At 71.0% G+C, this 20,028-nt stretch carries 16 protein-coding genes; 9 read left to right on the top strand and 7 right to left on the bottom strand.

The annotated features are described in order from the left end of the window. Positions 1-88 precede the first annotated feature (88 nt). The 6 genes from VO99_RS10985 to VO99_RS10965 all read left to right on the top strand — a co-directional run bounded on the left by VO99_RS10985 (position 89) and on the right by VO99_RS10965 (position 6,385). Positions 89-1,105 carry a porin gene (locus VO99_RS10985; protein WP_046112876.1) on the top strand — a complete coding sequence of 339 codons (1,017 nt, stop codon included), beginning with the start codon at positions 89-91 and terminating at the stop codon, positions 1,103-1,105. A 167-nt stretch (positions 1,106-1,272) separates the two neighbouring features. Next, on the top strand, positions 1,273-2,211 hold the full coding sequence (locus VO99_RS10980; RefSeq protein WP_046112875.1) for an ABC transporter permease: 939 nt from the start codon (positions 1,273-1,275) through the stop codon (positions 2,209-2,211). Next, the gene (locus VO99_RS10975; RefSeq protein ID WP_046112874.1) at positions 2,208-3,260 is read left to right on the top strand and encodes an ABC transporter permease; all 1,053 of its coding nucleotides are present in this window, start codon (positions 2,208-2,210) and stop codon (positions 3,258-3,260) included. Before VO99_RS10980 ends, VO99_RS10975 begins: the two co-directional genes overlap by 4 nt. A gap of 3 nt (positions 3,261-3,263) precedes the next feature. Beyond that, positions 3,264-4,955: an ABC transporter ATP-binding protein gene (locus tag VO99_RS10970; RefSeq protein ID WP_046112873.1), complete on the top strand. Its 1,692-nt coding sequence runs from the start codon at positions 3,264-3,266 to the stop codon at positions 4,953-4,955. A 159-nt stretch (positions 4,956-5,114) separates the two neighbouring features. Further along, the gene (locus VO99_RS30220) at positions 5,115-5,276 is read left to right on the top strand and encodes a hypothetical protein (RefSeq protein ID WP_157039529.1); all 162 of its coding nucleotides are present in this window, start codon (positions 5,115-5,117) and stop codon (positions 5,274-5,276) included. A 110-nt stretch (positions 5,277-5,386) separates the two neighbouring features. After that, positions 5,387-6,385, top strand: coding sequence for a Bug family tripartite tricarboxylate transporter substrate binding protein (locus VO99_RS10965; RefSeq protein ID WP_046112872.1), 999 nt, complete (start codon positions 5,387-5,389; stop codon positions 6,383-6,385). A gap of 63 nt (positions 6,386-6,448) precedes the next feature. On the opposite strand, the gene VO99_RS10960 is transcribed toward VO99_RS10965, so the two are convergent. The 6 genes from VO99_RS10960 to VO99_RS10935 all read right to left on the bottom strand — a co-directional run bounded on the left by VO99_RS10960 (position 6,449) and on the right by VO99_RS10935 (position 15,444). After that, the gene (locus VO99_RS10960) at positions 6,449-7,519 is read right to left on the bottom strand and encodes a porin (RefSeq protein ID WP_046112871.1); all 1,071 of its coding nucleotides are present in this window, start codon (positions 7,517-7,519) and stop codon (positions 6,449-6,451) included. 106 nt (positions 7,520-7,625) lie between these two features. Continuing rightward, positions 7,626-10,853, bottom strand: a complete 3,228-nt coding sequence (locus VO99_RS28765; protein WP_052736255.1) for a PAS domain S-box protein — start codon at positions 10,851-10,853, stop codon at positions 7,626-7,628. A 16-nt stretch (positions 10,854-10,869) separates the two neighbouring features. Continuing rightward, positions 10,870-11,697 carry an orotidine-5'-phosphate decarboxylase gene (gene pyrF, locus VO99_RS10950; RefSeq protein WP_046112870.1) on the bottom strand — a complete coding sequence of 276 codons (828 nt, stop codon included), beginning with the start codon at positions 11,695-11,697 and terminating at the stop codon, positions 10,870-10,872. 49 nt (positions 11,698-11,746) lie between these two features. After that, positions 11,747-13,114, bottom strand: a complete 1,368-nt coding sequence (purB, locus tag VO99_RS10945; RefSeq protein WP_046112869.1) for an adenylosuccinate lyase — start codon at positions 13,112-13,114, stop codon at positions 11,747-11,749. Positions 13,115-13,153: 39 nt separating this feature from the next. Beyond that, entirely contained in the window at positions 13,154-14,254 is a 1,101-nt protein-coding gene (locus VO99_RS10940; protein WP_052736254.1) for a M48 family metallopeptidase, read from the bottom strand. Further along, positions 14,251-15,444 carry a YjgN family protein gene (locus tag VO99_RS10935; protein ID WP_198156920.1) on the bottom strand — a complete coding sequence of 398 codons (1,194 nt, stop codon included), beginning with the start codon at positions 15,442-15,444 and terminating at the stop codon, positions 14,251-14,253. The genes VO99_RS10940 and VO99_RS10935 overlap by 4 nt, the downstream gene beginning before the upstream one ends. Positions 15,445-15,592: 148 nt before the next feature. On the opposite strand from VO99_RS10935, the gene VO99_RS10930 reads away from it, so the two are divergent. The 3 genes from VO99_RS10930 to VO99_RS10920 are packed head-to-tail and all read left to right on the top strand — an operon-like array spanning position 15,593 to position 19,282. Continuing rightward, positions 15,593-16,582: a BMP family protein gene (locus VO99_RS10930; RefSeq protein WP_232315333.1), complete on the top strand. Its 990-nt coding sequence runs from the start codon at positions 15,593-15,595 to the stop codon at positions 16,580-16,582. After that, a complete protein-coding gene (locus VO99_RS10925; protein WP_046112866.1) occupies positions 16,579-18,189 on the top strand; it encodes an ABC transporter ATP-binding protein in 1,611 nt (536 codons plus the stop codon). Before VO99_RS10930 ends, VO99_RS10925 begins: the two co-directional genes overlap by 4 nt. Continuing rightward, the gene (locus VO99_RS10920) at positions 18,182-19,282 is read left to right on the top strand and encodes an ABC transporter permease (RefSeq protein ID WP_046112865.1); all 1,101 of its coding nucleotides are present in this window, start codon (positions 18,182-18,184) and stop codon (positions 19,280-19,282) included. The genes VO99_RS10925 and VO99_RS10920 overlap by 8 nt, the downstream gene beginning before the upstream one ends. Here the strand turns inward: VO99_RS10920 and VO99_RS10915 are convergent. After that, entirely contained in the window at positions 19,272-20,027 is a 756-nt protein-coding gene (locus VO99_RS10915; protein ID WP_046112864.1) for a substrate-binding periplasmic protein, read from the bottom strand. The genes VO99_RS10920 and VO99_RS10915 overlap by 11 nt on opposite strands. Between the last annotated feature and the right edge of the window lies 1 nt (position 20,028).

Genomic DNA, 20,028 nt, shown 5'->3' with positions numbered 1-20,028 from the left:
TGAGTGCACACCGGGTCGTTCGCCGGGGCCATCCTGCCTATCGTTGCGTCCTGAGGTTTCCACCCTGGAACATCAAGAAGGAATCGCAATGAAGAAGACCCTGTTCGCTCTGGCCGCACTCGGCGCTTTCGCCGGCGCTGCTTCCGCCCAATCGTCCGTCCAGCTGTTCGGCGTGGTCGACCTGGCCGTCCGCCACATCAAGAACGGCGACATCGACCGCACCGACCTGGCCAGCAACGGAAATGCCACCAGCCGCCTGGGCGTGCGTGGCGTGGAAGACCTGGGCGGTGGCCTGAAGGCCGGCTTCTGGCTGGAAGCCGCCGTCAACCCCGACTCGGGCACGGCCGACAGCACCCGCTTCTGGGGCCGCCGCTCCACCGTCAGCCTGATCGGCAACTTCGGTGAAGTGCGCCTGGGCCGCGACAAGCTGCCGACGCAGCTGGCGTTCGAGGAATACGACGTCTTCGGTGCCACCGGCATCGGCGACATCAACACGACCTATGCGCTGCCCAACAGCGCCACCGTGGCGGCCAACAGCCGTGCGGACAACGCGGTGCAGTACTTCCTGCCGGGCAACCTGAACGGCGTGTATGGCTCGCTGGCCGTGGCGGCCGGTGAAGGCGTGGCCGGCGGCAAGTACGTCGGCGGCCGCCTGGGCTGGCGCTCGGGTGCCATCGACATCAGCGGCGCCTACGGCCAGGCCGAGGTGACCGACGACGAGGACTACAAGCGCTACGTCATCGGCGGCTCGTACGACTTCAACGTGGTGAAGGTTTCCGCCAACTTCCAGGAAACCAAGTTCACCAACCAGAAGGACCGCCACCTGACGGTGGGCGCCGCCGTGCCGGTGGGCGCGGGCTCGTTCAAGGCTTCGTACTCGAAGATCGACGGCCGCGGCGGCGCCATCGACGACCGCGATGCCGACCAGTTCGCCATCGGCTACGTGCACAACCTGTCCAAGCGCACCGCGGTGTACGGCACCTACGCGTACATCAAGAACGACGGCACCGCCAGCTACGTGGTGGCTGCCAACGGTGCCACCGCCGCCAGCATGCGCGGCGAGAAGTCGCAAGGCTTCGACATCGGCGTGCGCCACTCGTTCTAAGCCTGCCGCGGCGCGCCGGGGCCTGCCCTGGCGCGCCGCTTGCATTCCCTCTCCCCGGTTGAACAAGAGGTTTTCCGACCTCCTTCGGGCCCTGGCGATCGCATCGCCCGGGCCCTTTTTTCGTGGCCCTACACTGCCGGCGTCCGACGTGCATGGAGTTGTGATCGATGACGGCCTACCTCGTTCGCCGCCTGTGGCAGATGGTCCCCACCCTGGCGGGCGTCGTGTTGCTGGTGTTCCTGCTCTTCAAGTTCTTCGGGGGTGATCCGGCGGAGATCCTCGGCGGGCTGAATGCGACGCCCGAGCAGGTGCAGGCCATCCGCGACCAGCTCGGCCTGAACGAGCCGTGGTGGGTGCAGCTGGGCATCTTCCTCAAGAGCATCGCCACCTTCGACTGGGGCAAGAGCTGGGCGACGAATGAATCCGTGGCCAACCTGTTCGCCACCCGGCTGCCCGCCACGCTCACGGTGATGGTGCCCATCCTGGTGCTGGACGTGCTGCTGGCGCTGCCCATCGCGATGTGGGTGGCCTACCGCCGCGGCTCGCTGACCGACCGCGTGATCATGGTGGCCACCACGGTGGCGCTGTCCATCTCGTTCCTGGTCTACATCATCGTCGGCCAGTACGTGTTCGGCTTCCAGCTGGGCTGGTTCCCGGTGCAGGGCTGGAGCGACAGCACGCTGACCAACCTGCTCACCTACGCGCCGCTGCCGGTGCTGCTGGCGGTGGCGGTGGGCCTGTCGCCGCAGACGCGGCTGTACCGCAGCTTCTTCCTCGACGAGCTGGGCCACGACTACGTGCGCACCGCGCGCGCCAAGGGCCTGCCCGAGCGCACGGTGCTGTTCAAGCATGTGCTGCGCAACGCGATGATTCCCATCCTCACCAACATCGGGCTGCAGCTGCCGGGCATCTTCGTCGGCTCCTTCCTGATCGAGGTGTTCTTCTCCATCCCCGGCCTGGGCCGCGAGGTGCTGCTGGCGGTCAACCGCAGCGACTACCCGGTGATCCAGGCGGTGACGGTGTACCTGGCCGCACTCACCATGGTCATCAACCTGGTGGTGGACCTGCTGTACAAGCTGGTCGATCCGCGGGTGGTGCTCAAGTGAGCGCGGTGCTGCACACCAGCGCCGCAGCCGTGGCGCCCGAGCGCTCCGAAGGCGTATGGCATGCCGCCTGGCGGCGCTTCAGGCGCGACCGCATCGGCATGGCCTCGGCCGTGGTGGTGATCGCCTTCCTGCTCGTCATCGCGCTGGCGGCGCTGGGCCTGGTGGCCGCCGACTGGCAGCGCGAGGTGGGCGTGCCCAATGCGCCACCCACGCTGCTGGGCCCGGCACCGGCCGAGCAGCAGGCCGCGCTGGAAGTGCCCAAGGGCCCCAACGTCGACCTCTCGGCCATCGACCCGCTGGCGCCCCGCTACCAGGAGTGGGAAGAGCGCGCCCGCCAGTTCAAGACGGAGGAGACGCCCAAGGCCGAGACGCTGCCGCTGGGCGGCGACCGGCTGGGCCGCGACGTGCTGGCCAAGGTGGTCAAGGGCACCGAGATCTCGGTGTTCGTCGGCGTGCTGGCGGCGGTGGTGGCGGCCCTGGTGGGCACGCTGCTGGGCGCGCTGGCCGGCTTCTTCGGCCGCAAGTTGGGCGACTTCATCGAGTGGGTCTACAACGTCTTCACGTCCATCCCCGACATCCTGCTGATCTTCGCCTTCGCGGCGGTGTTCGGCCGCGGCATCGGCACCGTGGTGCTGATCCTGGGGTTGACCGGCTGGACGGGCATCTACCGCCAGGTGCGGGCCGAGTTCATCAAGCACGGCAGCCGCGAATACGTGCGTGCGGCCGAGGCCATCGGCGCCTCCACCACCTCGCGCATGTTCCGCCACATCCTGCCCAACGTGAGCCACGTCATCCTGGTGCGCATGTCGCTGCTGGTGGTGGGTTTCATCAAGGCCGAGGTGATCCTCAGCTACCTGGGCCTGGGCGTGCCGGTGGACCAGGTGAGCTGGGGCACCATGCTGGCCGAGGCGCAGAGCGAGCTCATCCTCGGCCACTGGTGGCAGCTGGCCGCGGCCACGGTGTTCATGGCGGTGTTCGTCACCGCGTTCTCGTTGATGGCCGATGCGCTGCGCGATGCGCTCGACCCCAAGCTGCGCGGGCTGGAGTAAGCGATGACCCTGCTGAGCATCCAGGACCTGAAGGTGGCCTTCCGCATGGGCAAGGCCGGCGGCGTGCAGCAGCATGCGCAGGCGGTGGGCCGCGAAGGCGCCGGCATCAGCTTCGACGTGCCCGAGAACACCACCGTGGCGCTGGTGGGCGAATCGGGCTCGGGCAAGAGCGTGACGGCCATGTCCATCCTCAACCTGCTGCCCGACAACGCCGAGCGCCAGGGCCGCATCCTGTTCGATGGGCGCGACCTGCTGCAGGCCACGCGGACCGAGCTGCTGGCGCTGCGCGGGCGCGAGATCGCCTGCGTGTTCCAGGACCCGATGAGCTCGCTGAACCCGGTGTTCACCGTCGGCGACCAGCTCTGCGAGCCGCTGCAGCAGCACCTGAAGCTGGGCCGCCGTGCCGCGACGGCGCGGGCCGAGGCCTTGCTGGCCGAGGTGGGCATGCCCGAGCCGAAGCGCCGGCTGGGCGCCTATCCACACGAGCTGTCGGGCGGCCAGCAACAGCGGGTGATGATCGCGATGGCCCTGGCCTGCGAGCCGCGGCTGCTCATCGCCGACGAGCCCACCACCGCGCTCGACGTCACCATCCAGCGGCAGATCCTGGAGCTGCTGGCCCGGCTGAAGGACAAGCACCGCATGAGCCTGCTGTTCATCAGCCACGACCTGGGCGTGGTGGGCGAGATCGCCGACCAGGTGGTGGTGATGCGCCATGGCACGGTGCGCGAGCAGGGCCCGGTGGCCCGCATCTTCAGCGCCCCGCAGGACGCCTACACGCAAGCCCTGCTGGCCTGCCGCCCCAGCCTGACCGGCAATCCCGCGCGGTTGACGGTGATCGACGACCACATCGCCGGCCAGGCCACGCAGGCCCGGGCCCCCGCACGGCCCAAGGACGCCGCCGCGCCGGTGGTGCTGGAAGTGCGCTCGCTGGCCAAGAGCTTCTTCCTGCCGCAGGGCCTGTTCCGCAAGCGCGAGTTCAAGGCGGTGCAGGGCGTGAACTTCCAGCTGCGCCGCGGCCACACGCTGGGCGTGGTGGGCGAGTCCGGCTCCGGCAAGACGACGATGGGCCTGACCCTGCTGCGGCTGCACGAGCCCACCGCCGGCGAGGTGATCTTCGACGGCAGGAACCTGCTCACGCTGACCGACCGCGAGCGCCAGGCCATGCGCCGGCGCATCCAGATCGTGTTCCAGAACCCGTATGCCTCGCTGAACCCGCGCTTCACCATCGGCCAGACGCTGGTGGAGCCCATGACCATCCACGGCATCGGCGCCGACCTGGCCGAGCGCGAGCAGCGCGCCCGCGCCCTGCTGGGCAAGGTGGGCCTGGACGGCAGCGCCTTTGGCAAGTACCCGCACGAATTCAGCGGCGGCCAGCGCCAGCGCATCGCCATCGCGCGCTGCCTGACGCTGCAGCCCGAGGTGCTGGTGCTGGACGAGGCGGTGAGCGCGCTGGACGTCAGCGTGCAGGCCCAGGTGCTCAACCTGCTGAAGGACCTGCAGGACGAATTCGGCCTGGCCTATGTGTTCATCAGCCACGACCTGGCGGTGGTGCGCTTCATCAGCGACGAGGTGCTGGTGATGAAGGACGGCCTGGTGGTGGAGCAGGCCAGCGCCGCCCAGATCCTGGCCGCACCGCAGCAGGCCTACACCCAGCGCCTGCTGGCGGCGGTGCCGCGCGGCTGGCAGCCGGCCTGACACTTCGTGGCCCGCCGGGCCGCGGCTGACAGGAAACGTCGCAGGGCGGCAGGCACTGCTGACACATTCCGTCACCTGCGGCGGCGTTCCGTGATGCTTTGCACGCCCGTGCGGCATGGCACGGATGCTGCCCTGGCTGGGGCACAGGAGTCCATCGCCATGTCCGTGCCGTCGTCCTTCCGCCCCACCTCTTCCGGCGTGCCCGTGGTGCCCAGCGGCGCCCCGGCGGCCGCGGCGCGCGGACCGGTGCAGCCCATGCAGCCGCGCGTGCTGCAGTCGGCGCGGGCACCGGGGCAGCTGTCCTTCGTGTTCCGGCGCTGAGTCGCGCGGCCGGCCTGTGCCCGGCCCACCGTGATATCCCCCGGCAGGCGCGCCATGGCGCTGCTGCACACTCAGGTCCTTCTCGCAGTACCTGAGGTAGACAAGGGATCATGAGCATCACCCGCCGCACCTGGCTGGCCGCATGGGCCGCCGCACCGCTGGCCGCCGCGCCATTCGCCTCGCTGGCCCAGGCCGCCTGGCCGAGCAAGCCCGTCCGCATCGTCGTGCCGTTCGCGGCCGGCGGCACCACCGACATCCTCGCGCGCGCGCTGGCGCCCGAACTGCAGAAGGTCTTCGGCCAGCCCTTCGTGGTCGACAACAAGCCCGGCGCCGGCGGCAACATCGGCGCGGCCGAGGTGGCCAAGTCCGCGCCCGACGGCCACACGCTGCTGATGGGCACCGTGGGCACCCACGGCATCAACCAGTCGCTGTACCCCAAGCTGCCGTACGACCCGATCAAGGACTTCGCGCCGGTGACGCTGGTGGCCGCGGTGCCCAACGTGCTGGTGATCAACCCGGCCAAGGCCGAGCAGTACGGCATCCGCAACGTGGCGGACCTGATCAAGTACGCCAAGGCCAACCCGGGCAAGCTGAACATGGCCAGTTCGGGCAACGGCACCTCCATCCACCTGGCGGGCGAGCTGTTCAAGGCCAACACCGGCAGCTACATGGTGCACTTCCCGTACCGCGGCTCCGGCCCGGCGCTGATCGACCTGATCGGCGGCAACATGGACCTGATGTTCGACAACCTGCCGTCGTCGATGCAGCAGATCAAGGCCGGCAAGCTGAAGGCGCTGGCGGTGACCAGCGCGGTGCGCTCGCAGGCGCTGCCCGAGGTGCCCACCATCGCCGAGGCGGGCCCGGTCAAGGGCTACGAGGCCAGCAGCTGGTTCGGCCTGCTGGCGCCGGCCGGCACGCCGGCCGACGTGGTCAACCGCATCCAGCAGGAAACCGCCAAGGCCATGGCCGGCGCGGCGCTGAAGGAGCGGCTGCTGTCGCAGGGCGCGATTCCCAGCGGCAACACGCCGGCCGAGTTCGCCAAGCTCATCGAGGCCGAGACGGCCAAGTGGGCGCAGGTGGTGAAGGTGTCCGGCGCCAAGGTGGACTGAGGCGGAGGCCGGACCCGGCTGCGGGGAGGAACCGCAGCCGGGAGGCCGACGGACCGATCGCCGTCAGAACTTGTGGCGCAGGCCCACCGTGTAGGTGTGGCCGGTGTCGAAGCCGGTGAGCTTGTCCGTCATCACCAGCAGGTAGGCATCGGTGCGCTTGGAGAAGCTGTGGTCGTAGGCCACGGTGAGCGTCTTGCTCGTGTAGTCGGCCAGGCCGGCTTCGCGCTTCGATTCGCCGTAGGACGCCAGCACCGCACCCACCGCGCCCACCGGCACCGAGGCACCCACCTGCGCATTGCGGGTCTTCACCTCGGTGGTGGCGTCGGTGGTGATCTCGCCATACTGCAGGAACAGCTTGGCCATCGCCAGGCTGTAGGAAGCGCCCAGCTGCCAGGCGGTCTGCTTGTCGAAGCCGGGGAAGTTGAGCAGGCTGTTGCCGCCCGGGCCGTTGGCCTCCACATGCTGGTAGGCCACGGTGGCCGCGAGGGGCCCGCCGGTATAGAGCAGGTTGCCGCCGTAGTTCGGGCCGCGGTTGACACCGCCTTCGCCGGCCGACACGGCCACGTTGGCGCTGAAGCCGCCGAACTTCGGCGTGCCGTAGAACACCGCATTGCTCCAGCCGGAATCGCCGATCAGCGGCGTCTGGAAGATGCGGTTGCCCGCGCCCTTGTTATTGCTGTACCACTGGCGGATGGCCGGCGAATAGCCGAAGGAATCGCCGAACGGATTGAACAGCAGCGTGGACACGAACAGCGGCGTGCCGGCACGGCCCGCACGCAGGGAGCCGAAGGCACCGGCCACGCCCACGTTGGCGGCGCGGGCCCAGAACACGTCGGGGCCGAAGCGGCCCGACGTGCCGCTGTCGGCAAGGAAGAAGCTCTCCAGCGCGAAGGTGGCCTTGAGGCCGCCGCCCAGGTCCTCCGTGCCGGCGAAGCCGATGTAGCTGGTGGCCATGCGGCCGCTTTCCACGCGCTTGAGCTTGGCTTCACCGGCGTTCTGGAACTGGCCTGCGGACAGGTCCACCAGGCCGTAGATGGACACCGAGGACTGTGCATGGACGGCACTGCCGGCCAGGCCCGCGAACAAGGCGCACAGCAGCGCGTGGGGCAAGCGGGCGTGAGGGAACAACTGCATGATCGAACCGACTCCAGGCGGCAAAAGGGGGTGATCGAGACCGCGGGTCATGCGCAATTCGCATGCCCGGCGGGCTGCACCACTTTGGGCGCCGGATGCACCGGCCCTACAGGCCGCCCACGTTCATCACCTCGGCCAGCGCCGCATGCAGCCGCGCGGGATCGATGGGCTTGGTGAGGAAGTCGTTCATGCCGGCGGCCAGCGCCTGTTCGCGCTCGGACACCAGGGCCGCCGCGGTCAGCGCCAGGATGGGCAGCGCCCGTGCGTCGAACTGCTGGCGCAGCAGCCGCGTGGCCTCATGGCCGCTCATCACCGGCATCTGCACATCCATCAGCACCGCGTCGAACAGGCGGCCCGAGGCGGCCGCGCGGCGCACGGCTTCCACCGCCGCACGACCGTCCACGGCCTGCTCGACCTCCACGCCCCAGCGCTCCAGCAGCGCCACGCCGATCATCATGTTGACCGGGTTGTCCTCCACCATCAGCACGCGGCGGCCGGCCAGCGGGCTGCTGGCATCCAGCGGTCCGAAGGCCGAGGGCGTGCCGTCGTCCTCGCTGGAAGGCAGCGGCAACTCCACCCAGAAGCAGCTGCCGCGGCCCGGCTCGCTGTTGACGCCCACCTCGCCGTCCATCAGCGAGGCCAGCTGCCGGCAGATGGACAGGCCCAGCCCGGTGCCGCCGTAGCGCCGGGTGGTGGATTCGTCGCCCTGGGTGAAGGGCTGGAACAGCCGGGCCTGCGTGGCGGCGTCGATGCCGGGGCCGGTGTCGATGACCTCGATGCGCAGCCGGGTCTCGCTGCCCAGCGGATCGGGCGAGCCGCTGCGCGGCCGGCGCGCCGGCCGCGCGCGCAGGGTCACGCCGCCGCTGGCGGTGAACTTCAGCGCATTGCTCATGAAGTTGCCGACGATCTGCCGCACCCGCACCGGGTCGCCCAGCACGCGGCGCGGCAGCTGCTCGTCCACCTGCATCTGCAGGTGCAGGCCGCGCGCCTCGGCCGGGCCGATGCTGCCGCGGTGCAGGTTGGCCAGCAGCGCATGCAGGTCGAAGGGCACCGTCTCCAGCCGCAGCTTGCCGGCCTCCACCTTCGACAGGTCGAGGATGTCGGAGATGATGGCCGACAGCTGCTTGGCGCTGTCGACGATCTGCTCCAGGTACTGGCCGCGGCGGCCTTCGTCCAGGTCGGGCTGGCGCGCCAGCCGGGCCAGGCCCACCAGCGCATTGAGCGGCGTGCGGATCTCGTGGCTGGTGTTGGCCAGGAAGGCGCTCTTGGCCTGGCTGGCGGCCTCCGCCTCGTCGCGGGCCTTGGCCAGCGCCTGTTCCACGCCGCGGCGCTCGGTCACGTCGTCGGCGATCCAGATGGTGCTGCCGCCGCTGGGATGGTCGGGGTCCACCGCGCGGGCCAGCAGGCGGCACAGGAAGGTGCTGCCGTCGTAGCGGCGCATCGGCGCCTCGTACTCCACCTGCTCGCCGCGCGCCAGCCGGGGGCCGATGGCGCGGCTCATCGTGGCATAGGCCTCGTCGTCGGGCCACACCGCGCGGCCGGCATGGCCGGGCAGGGTGCCGCGCGGCCAGCCGAACATCTGCTCGAAGCGCGGGTTGGCCAGCTGGAAGATGCGGGCGCGGGTGAGCGCGATGCCGATGGAGGCGTTCTCCAGGATGGCCTCGCGCTCCAGCCGGGAGCGCTCGGCCACCGTCACGTCGCGCGCATTCAGCACCAGGTACTGGCGGCCGTCCATCTCGAAGCGGGCGGCCGACACCACCATGTCCAGTCGCTGGCCGTCCTTGGTGCGGAAGTGCGTGGGCAGGTCGCGCACCACCGGCGCATGCTCCAGCGCCTGCACGATGTGGGCGCGGTCCTGGGGCGAGGCCCAGATGCCCAGCTCCGCCGCGCTGCGGCCGATGACCTCGTCCATCGCATAGCCGCTCAGCCGCACGAAGGTGTCGTTCACCATCACGTAGCGCTGGCTGGCCATCTCGGTCAGCGTGATGACGTCGGGGCTGGTGGCCACCAGGTGCGACAGCAGCGCCTCGGAGCGGCGCACCGCTTCCTCGGCGCTGCGGCGCTCGGTGTCGTCCATGAAGCTGGTGAGCATGGCCGGCTGGCCATCGGCTTCCACCGCCACGCCGGACACCCTCACCGTGCGCTGGCGGCCGTCCAGCGTGGTGAGGCTGAATTCGGCCGGCACCAGGTCCGGGCTGCCGGCGGCGGCCTGGTCCGAGGCCGGCTTGAGCGCGGCGAACACGTCCTGCCCCAGCATCGACGCCAGGTCGCGGTAGCCGAACAGCGCGGCCGCCGCGGGGTTGGCGTCGAGCACCCGGCCCTGGCGGTGCAGCAGCAGCGGCGAGGGCAGGCGGCTGAACAGCTCCTGGTAGCGCACCTCGGTGGCCACCAGCGCCGCGCGGGCGCGCATGTCCAGGGTGACGTCGCGCGACACGCCCCAGTAGCCGACAAACACGCCGCGGCGGTCGAAGCGGGGCTCGCCGCTCAGCACCTCATGGCGGATGCTGCCGTCGGGCTGCAGCTCGCGCACATGCACCTCGCGGAACGGGCGCCGCGCCTGCAGGTCGGCGCGCAGCGCGTCCAGCACCTCGTCGTCGAACAGGCGGCCGGGCAGCTCCCAGGGCGCGACCTGCGGCGGCGGCACCTCGGGCTCGAAGCGGTGGTCGCCGGCGCGGATGGACAGGTGCACGATGCGGAAGGCCGTGTCCAGCTCCCAGTAGGCATCGGCGGCGATGCCCAGCAGCCCGACGAAGCGCTGCTCCCGCTCGGCGCTGGCGCCCACGTGGTGGCGCAGCACCCGCGCCAGCAGCGCGCCGCAGGCCAGGCCGGCGGCCAGCAGCAGCCACTGGTTGAGCAGCCGGCGCAGCAGCGGGATGTCGGCCACGGCGGTGGCGCCGAGGATCCACTGCCGGTGCTCGGCCAGCGCCAGCACCGCCAGCGACAGCGCGCCTCCGGCGGCCACCAGCGTGCCGCGCCGCACCGTGGAGATGGCGCAGGCGGTGCAGGTGAGCAGGCTGTAGAAGCCGATGGCCGCGCTGTTCAGGCCCCATTCGAAACTGAGGCTGGTGAGCGTGATGAGCGCGATCGTGCCCAGGGCCACCGGCATCACCGCGAGGTCGATCACCGGGCCGCGATGGCGCTGCAGCAGCGCACCGGCCAGGGCCAGCAGCAGGAAGCCGCCGCCCAGCAGGCCGCGCTGCGTCAGCGGGCCGGGCTGGGCCAGCAGCAGCAGGGCGGCTGCCGCCAGCGATGCCACGCCCACCGTGCCGTAGAAGTAGCGCGCCACGAGCGCGCGCACCGACGGCAGCGGGTCGGCCAGTGGTGACGGTTTCACCGGGCCGCCGCCCGCGTCAGGCCGGCGTGCCAGGCCGTGCCGCGTTCAAGGTGTCCCGCGTGGCCAGCGCCGCGGCGCGCGCGGCGGCCGCGAAGTCGTCGCCGCGGGAGGCATACAGCACGGCGCGGGAGGAGGACACGATGATCGGGCCCTCCGGCCGCCAGCCGGCGCGCACCGTGGCCTCGGCGTCGCCGCCCTGCGCCCCCACGCCGGGGATCAGCAGCGGCAGCGTGGGCGCCAGTTCGCGCACACGGGCCACCTCGGCGGGGAAGGTGGCGCCCACCACCAGGCCGATCTGGCCGTTGGCATTCCAGGGGCCGGCGGCCAGGCGGGCGATGTGCTCGAACAGTGGTTCGCCGCTGGCCAGGCGCTGGGCCTGCAGGTCGCTGCCGCCGGCATTCGAGGTGCGGCACAGCAGGATGGCGCCGCGGCCCTCATGGCGCAGGTAGGGCTCGATGGAATCGAAGCCCATGAACGGCGACAGCGTGACCGCATGCGCCTGGTAGCGCTCGAAGGCCTCGCGCGCGTACTGCTCGGCGGTGGCGCCGATGTCGCCGCGCTTGGCGTCGAGGATCACCGGCACCGCGGGTGCCACGCGGCGGATGTGGGCGATCAGCCGCTCCAGCTGGTCTTCCGCCCGGTGGGCATGGAAGTAGGCGATCTGCGGCTTGAAGGCGCACACGAGGTCGTGCGTGGCATCGACGATGGCGGCGCAGAAATCGAAGATGCGGCCGGCGTCACCGGCCCATGCGCCCGGAAACCGCGCCGGATCGGGGTCCAGCCCCACGCAAAGCATCGAATCCTGGGTGCGGGCGGCCTGCCGGAGCGCTGAGACAAAGTTCATGCGGCGATTCTAGGCAGCGGGCGCTTGCCCACCCCCCGCGCGCCGTGGTTCAGATTCGCCGCGCCAGTTCGGCAGCCTTGCCGGTGTAGGCCCCCGGGGTCAGCGCCAGCAGCCGGGCCTTGTCGGCCTCGGGGATTTCCAGCGTGGCGACGAACTGCTGCATCGCCTCGCGGGTGATGCCCTTGCCGCGCGTCAGCTCCTTCAGGCGCTCGTACGGGTTGGGCAGCGCGTAGCGTCGCATCACGGTCTGGATGGGCTCGGCCAGCACTTCCCAGGCGGCGTCCAGGTCGTCGGCCAGGGCGGCTTCGTTCAGCTCCAGCTTGTCCAGGCCGCGCAGCAGGCTGTCGTAGCCCAGCAGCGCATAACCCAGCGCCACGCCCATGTTGCGCAGCACGGTGGAATCGGTGAGGTCGCGCTGCCAGCGGCTGATCGGCAGCTTCTGGCTCAGGTGGGTGAGCAGCGCGCTGGCCAGCCCGAAGTTGCCTTCCGCGTTCTCGAAGTCGATCGGGTTGACCTTGTGCGGCATCGTGGAGCTGCCGATCTCGCCCGCCTTGGTCTTCTGCTTGAAGTAGCCCAGCGAGATGTAGCCCCACACGTCGCGCGACCAGTCCACCAGGATGGTGTTGGCGCGGGTGACGGCATCGAACAGCTCGGCCATCCAGTCGTGCGGCTCGATCTGGATGGTGTACGCGTTGAAGGCCAGGCCGAGCTGCTGCTCCACCACCTGGCGGGCATGCGATTCCCAGTCGTGCTCGGGCCAGGCCGACAGGTGCGCGTTGTAGTTGCCCACCGCGCCGTTCATCTTGGCCAGCGGATGCACCGCCGCGATGCGGGCGCGCGCGGTGCGCAGCCGCGCCACCACGTTGGCGATCTCCTTGCCCACCGTGGTGGGGCTGGCCGTCTGGCCATGGGTGCGGCTGAGCATCGGCACCTCGGCGAACTGGCGGGCCATGTCGGCCAGCTTGTCGACGATGCGGTCCAGCGCGGGCAGCATCACCTCGTCGCGCGCGGCCTTGAGCATCAGCGCATGGCTGGTGTTGTTGATGTCCTCGCTGGTGCAGGCGAAGTGGATGAACTCGCCCGCCGCCTCCAGCTCGGCCTGGCCCGCGATGCGCGACTTCAGCCAGTACTCCACCGCCTTCACGTCGTGGTTGGTGGTCTTCTCGATGTCCTTGATGGCCTGCGCGTCTTCTTCCGAGAAGCGCACCACCAGCCCGCGCAGCAGCCCACGCGAAGCCTCGGTCAGCGGCTTGAACTCGTCGAAGCCGGCGTCCGACAGCGCGATGAACCACTCCACCTCCACCTGCACCCGCCGGTGCATCAGCCCGAACTCGGACAGCAGCGGGCGCAGCGCGGACACCTTGGCGGCATATCGGCCATCGAGCGGGGACAGGGCGGTGAGGGGGGAGGGCGTCATGGTCAGCCGGCGGGCGGGGCGCCCTGTGCAAAAAAGGGCCTATTTTAGGCGGCCGGCCTCGGTGAAGCGCCGCACGCGCTCGGCGTCGTCCGGGTGGCTGGCGAGGGCGATGCGCAGCAGCGTCATGGGCGCCCCGGGCGCATCTTCGCGCAGCGCTTCGAACAGCCGGGCCATCTGCGCGGGGTCGAGGCCGTCGGCCTGCATGGCATGGATCGCGTCTGCGTCGGCCTCGCGCTCGAAGTCGCGCGAGTAGCCCAGCTGCGCCAGGCCGACCGACAGCGCGCCGGCCACGCTGCTGATGTCGCCGATCAGCAGCGAGCCCGCCACCACCAGCACCGACGCCTGCACCAGCGAGCGCATGCCGTGCCGGTGCGCGACATGGCCCAGCTCGTGTGCGAACACACCCACCAGCACCGGCTCGCCCTGGTCCCGGTCACGCTCGAAACGCTGCACGAGCGCGTCGGTGAAGACGATGGTGCCGCCGGGCAGGGCGAGCGCATTGGCGCCCAGCTTCGGGCTGTGGCGGAACAGCACACGGTGCGGCGGTGGCGCCTGCGGTGCATGGGCGGACGTCGCCGCGCGCTGGAAGCGGTCGAGCCACCGGCGCCGCGCACCGTCCGGCAGGCGCGAGGGCTCGAACAGTTCGGCGTCGAGCGTGGCCATCAGCTTCTGGCCCACCTGTTCGTCCACCGCATGTGGCAGCACGGCCACCGCAGCCTGTGCCCCAAGCGGCAGGCCCCACAGGTAGCCCGCGACGCCGCCCGCGATGAGCAGCAGGCCGGCCAGCACGACGCCGCGCCAGCTCTGCTGCGCCCGCACGACCAACGAGTCGGTGGCGCCGGCGCCGCGGCGCCAGGCGTCCCAGGCGGCGGCGTCAGCGGCTTGCAGGCTGGCGCCGCCGGGCAGCTCCGCCTGGCGCGGGCCATGGCGCTGGCGCTCTGACCAGCGCACGTCGGCCAGCGGCACCTTCACCGGCTCGAAGCCGGCGTCTGCGCCTGCGCCTGCGCCGGGCAGGACCAGCAGCGCGCGGCCCTGGATGCAGGCGCGTGCTGCATGCGCACGGGCGCTGCGGCCGTCGAAGTACCGCACGTCCATGGTGCGGCCGGGCCCGATGTCGTCCGGGCGCAGGGGTGCCGTCACAGGCCGATGTCCATGCCGATGGCGTCGGCGCCGGCGTCGCCCACGGCACGTGACGCACCGCCGCGTTGCTTGGAGGCCAGCGCGTCGATGTCGACGAACAGCTCGATCCACACCGCTTCCAGGCGCAGCCGCGCCATCGCCACCTGCGCGAACGGCCAGTACAGGCCCAGCGTCAGCACCAGCAGCAGCAGGTTCTTCAGCGACACGCCGAACATCGGCAGGAACGCCAGCCGGCTGTGGAAGCGGACGTACTCGCTGCCGGCGCCGTGCCAGATGGCGTTCTGCATGCGGCTGGCGTGGTAGGCCCTCACCGACCACAGCAGGGCGAGGTAGGCGACGACCAGTGCAGCGCCGGTGAACCATGCGGTGGGCTGCATCAACCACTGCAGCAGCATGCGCGGGCCGGCACCCTCCTGCGGCGTCGCGGTGCGCCATGCGATGCCGGCCGCGGCCAGCCCGACGGCCAGCGCGACCAGCAATGCCACCCCGGCGGTGCGCACGAAGACGCCGTAGAAGCGGCCGGCGCCGGCCTGCAGGGGCGCATGCAGCTCGGCGAAGGCGGCATGGTCCAGCCGGTAGCGGGCCTGCTGGTGCGCCCACAGCGGCACCATGGCCAGGCCCAGCAGCATCACCCCGGCCAGCGCAGCGGCCCCGCGTGCGCCGGAGGACGGTGCCGACGCCGTGGCGGCCGTGCCCAGCGCCACCGCCAACAGCAGCGCCAGCGGGGGCAGCACCGGCCACTGGCTGCGGTACGCGCCGGCCAGCGTGCCGGTGAAGCCGAAGCGCAGGCCGCGCCAGCTGGTGTGCGACAGCCGAAAGCGCAGGGCGGCCCAGAGCAGGGCAGGTGTCGCCACCAGCGCCGCCAGCACCAGCACGGCCTGCGCCCCGGGTCTGAAGCTGCCCGCCACCGCGTAGACGAGCACGAAGGCCCCGACCACCGCGGTGCCCTTCACCATCTGGCGAGGCTCGCCGTGAAAGTCCAGCGGATGGCCGCCCACCAGGGTGTTGCCGTGGAAGTAGCGCAGCCGCCTCACCTTGGCCCACGGGTGGTACACGCCCAGCGTGAAAATGGTGAGCAGCAGGTTGACGATCCAGATGCGGAAATACTCGCTGCCGGAGCCGGTGAACCGGATGTCGAGCCGCTGCCTTCTGGTGACCACGAGCGCGGCGGCAGGGGGGAGGGAGGCCATGGTGATCCCTTTCGGTGGGAGGTTGCGGCGACCACTGCCTTCCTGCCTCTGTCGCGCCCGTGCGAGCCATTGTGCGCACCACGGAATGGCAATTGCTTTGTGTAGATTCACACGGCTACTTTTCGCCGGTCTTGCCTTGGAGTCCTCGATGCCCACCGCTCTACGCCGAACCCTCATCGCGCTCGCCGCCTGCGCCGCGGGCCTGGCGGCCCTGCCTGCCTTCGCACAGTCGAAGATGAAGGTCGCCGCCATCTACACCGTGCCGGTGGAGCAGCAGTGGGTCAGCCGCATCGACAAGGCGTTGAAGGCCGCCGCCGGCCGCGGCGAGGTGGAGTACGTGTTCAGCGAGAACGTGGCCAATGCCGACTACGAGCGCGTGATGCGCCAGTACGCCGAGCAGGGCAACGTGCTCATCGTCGGTGAATCCTTCGCGGTGGAGGCCGCGGCCCGCAAGGTGGCCAAGGACTACCCCAAGGTCGCCTTCCTGATGGGCAGCAGCGGCAAGCCGCAGGCGCCGAACTTCTCGGTGTTCGACAACTACATCCAGGAGCCCGCCTACCTCACCGGCATGATCGCCGGCGGCATGAGCAAGAGCGGCAAGATCGGCCTGGTGGGCGGCTACCCCATCCCCGAGGTCAACCGCCTCATGAACGCCTTCATCGAAGGCGCCAAGGAGGTGAACCCCAAGGCCACCTTCACCGTGAGCTTCATCAACAGCTGGTTCGATCCGCCCAAGGCCAAGGAAGCCGCCTTCGCGATGGTGGACAAGGGCGTGGACGTGCTCTATGCCGAGCGCTTCGGCGTGAGCGATGCGGCCAAGGAGCGCAAGGTGCTGGCCATCGGCAACGTGATCAACACGCAGGACAAGTACCCCGAGACGGTGGTGGCCTCGGCCCTGTGGCACATGGAGCCGACGATCGACGCCGCGCTGGCCGCGGTGAAGGCCGGGCAGTTCAAGGCCGAGGACTACGGCAAGTACTCGCTGATGAAGGCCAAGGGCAGCGAGCTGGCGCCGCTGGGCAGCTTCGACGCCAAGCTGCCGGCCGAGTTGAAGAGCAAGGTGATGGCCAAGCAGCAGGCCATCCTCGACGGCAAGTTCAGCGTCAAGGTGAACGACGCGGCGCCCAAGACCAAGTGACGGCGGCGGCAGTACCGGCCGCACCGGCCGCGGCGCCGGTGCTGCAGCTCAGGGGCATCGGCAAGCGCTTCGGCGCGCTGGTGGCCAACGAGGACATCTCGCTCACGCTGCAGCGTGGCGAGGTGCTGGCGCTGCTGGGCGAGAACGGCGCCGGCAAGAGCACGCTGGTGTCCATCCTGTTCGGCCACTACACCGCCGACACCGGCACGGTGGAAGCCTTCGGCCGGCCGCTGCCGCCGGGCGACACCCGCGCCGCGCTGGCCGCCGGCATCGGCATGGTGCACCAGCACTTCACGCTGGCCGACAACCTGAGCGTGCTGGACAACGTGATGCTGGGCACCGAGCCGCTGTGGTGGCCTTTCTCGCGCCGCGCCGCCGCGCGGAAGGCGCTGGTGGATACCGCGCGGCGCTTCGGCCTGGGCGTGGACCCCGAGGCCCGCGTCGGCCAGCTCTCGGTGGGCGAACGCCAGCGGGTGGAGATCCTGAAGGCCCTGGTGCCCTTCGGCCGCCGACGCGGCGCACGGGTGCTGATCCTGGACGAGCCCACCGCGGTGCTCACGCCGCAGGAAAGCGAATCCCTCTTCGCCACGCTGCAGCAGCTGGTGGCCGAGGGCCTCTCGGTGATCTTCATCAGCCACAAGCTGGACGAGGTGCTGCGGGTGTCCGACCGCGTGGCGGTGCTGCGCGCCGGCCGCCTGGTGGCCATGCTGCCCACCCGGCCGGTGGCCGGCAGCGGCGAGCCGCCGCTGACCAAGGCGGCCCTGGCCGAGCTGATGGTGGGCCGCCGCGTCGCACCGGCCACGCGCCAGCCGCGGCAGCGCGGTGCGCCGGTGTGCGTGCTGCAGGGTGCCTGCGTGGAAGGCCCGCATGGCCGCCGGCTGCTGGACGGCATCGACCTCACGGTGCATGCCGGCGAGCTGGTGGCCATCGCCGGCGTGTCCGGCAACGGCCAGCAGGCGCTGGCCGACCTGCTGTGCGGGCTGCACAGGCTCTCGGCCGGCACGCTGGCCATCGGCGGCCACGCGCTGCCGGCCCGGCCGCGGGCCTATGTGGATGCCGGCATCGCCCGCGTGCCGGAGGACCGCCATGCGGCCGGCGTGGTGGGCGACCTGCCGCTGTGGGAGAACGCGGTGCTCGACCGGTATGCGCAGCCGGCCTTCTCGCGCGCCGGCTGGCTGCGGCGCGGCCGCATGCGGGCCCATGCGCAGGCGCTGGTGCAGCGCTTCGACGTGCGCGGCACCGAAGGCGGCGGGCTCGACACGGTGACCCGCCGGCTGTCGGGCGGCAACATGCAGAAGCTCATCCTCGGCCGCGCGCTGGCCGCCAACGGCGATGCGGTGCCGCCCTTCATCATCGTCAACCAGCCCACCTGGGGCCTGGACATCGGCGCGGTGGCCTACGTGCACCAGCAACTGCTCGACGCCTGCGCCCGCGGCGCCGCGGTGCTGGTGATCAGCGAAGACCTGGACGAGGTCTTCGCGCTGGCCGACCGCATCGCGGTGATGCACCACGGCCGGCTGACCGAGGCGCTGCCGGTGGCCGACTGGAGCCTGCAGCGCATCGGCCTGGCGATGGCCGGCCAGCAGCCGGAGGCAGCGCATGTCTAGACAGGTGCTGCCCTTCCGCTTCGAGCGCCGGGCCGACGTGTCCCGCGGCTGGCAACTGGCCGCGCCCTTCCTGGCGGTGGCCTTCACGCTGGCGGTGGCCTCGCTGCTGGTGGCGTGGGCCGGCGCGCCGGTGGGCCGCGCCTATGCGCTGCTGATCGAAGGCGCCTTCGGCTCCCGCTTCGCGATCACCGAGACGCTGACCCGCGCCACCCCGCTCGTCTTCACCGGCCTGGCCGCGGCGGTGGCCTTCCGGGCGCGGCTGTTCAACATCGGCGCCGAAGGTCAGCTGTATGCCGGCGCGCTGGCCGCAGTGGCGGTGGGCGGCCTGCACGACGGCACCGGCTTCGAGGCCGCCACCTGGCTGCTGTTCCCGGCCATGATCGCCGCGGCCATGCTGGCCGGTGCGCTGCTGCTGCTGGGCCCGGCGCTGATGAAGGCGCGGCTGGGCGTGGATGAGGTGGTGACCACGCTGCTGCTCAACTTCATCGTGCTGCTGTTCGTCTCCCTGATGCTGGACGGGCCCATGAAGGACCCCACCGCGATGGGCTGGCCGCAGAGCGTGGCCCTGCAGGACAGCCTGCAGCTCGGCAAGCTGATCGAACGCAGCCGCGTGCACACCGGGCTGCTGGCGGCGCTGGGCCTGGCGGCGGCGCTGGCCGTGCTGCTGCGCAGCACCACCACCGGCTTGGAGATCCGCGCCGTGGGCGCCAACCCGCGCGCCGCCGCCTTTGCCGGCATGCCGGCGGGCTGGGTGACGGTGAAGGTGGCGTTGCTGTCGGGCGCGCTGGCCGGCCTGGCCGGCGCGGTGGAGGTGGCCGGCCGCACCAGCTACGTCACGCTGGACATGTCGCCCGGCTATGGCTACAGCGGCATCGTCATCGCAATGCTGGCCGGCCTGAATCCGCTGGGCGTGGTGGTGGCGGCGGTGTTCGTGGCCGGCATGCTGGTGGGCGCCGACAGCATGAGCCGCAGCGTGGGCGTGCCCACCTACATCGCCGACGTGATCGTGGCGGTGAGCCTGATCGCCATCCTGGTGGCCGGCCTGCTGGCGCACTACCGGCTGCGCCGCGTGCCGCGGGTGCTCAGCGCCTGAGCGTCATCAGCCGGCGCACGGTGCCGTCGGCGCGCAGCTTGTCGAAGGCCTGGCGGGTGCGGTCCACCACCGCGTCGGGCGTGGCCAGGCTGTAGGCGGCATGGATGCCGGTGCTCATGTCGGCCAGCGTGTGCACCTTCTCCAGGCCGGCGCAATCGAAGCGGGCCTCGCGGCACAAGGCCAGGGCATCGTCCTCGGGCATCGGCATCAGCTGCACCTGCCCCGCGATCAGCTTGCGGAAGTTGTCCATGTTGTGCGCCGAGACCACCAGCTTGCTGAAGCCGCGCTGCTGCAGGTACTGGTGGCGCAGGTCGTCGCGCGTCACGCCCACGGTGTAGCGGCGCGCATCGTCCAGCCGACCCACCACCACGTCGGCCTGTGTCTTCAGGCGGTAGAAGTGGTAGTCGATCTTCATGAACTCGCCCACCCACTTGAACTGCGCCTCGCGCGCGGGCGTGCGGGCGATCAGGAAGATCAGCGTGTGCGGTTCCTTCAGCGCCAGGTCGTAGGCCCGCGCCCAGGGGTAGAGGTTGATGCTGGTGTCCGTCAGCCCGGCTCGCTGCAGCGCCGTGGTCACGATCTCGGTGGCCGGGCCGGCCACGCGGCCGCCTTCCAGGTAGGTCCAGGGCGTGGCCTCGGTCACCACCTGGATGGTCTGCGCGGCGGCGACGGCCGGGGCGGCCAGCAGGGCGCAGGCGGCCGTGCCGGCGGCCAGCAACCGCCTCAGGCGTGGGATGAAGCACATG

This window comes from Aquincola tertiaricarbonis (genome assembly GCF_000969605.1).
GTDB classification, from domain to species: domain Bacteria; phylum Pseudomonadota; class Gammaproteobacteria; order Burkholderiales; family Burkholderiaceae_C; genus Aquincola; species Aquincola tertiaricarbonis.
This window is presented reverse-complemented; position numbering and strand designations above follow the sequence as displayed.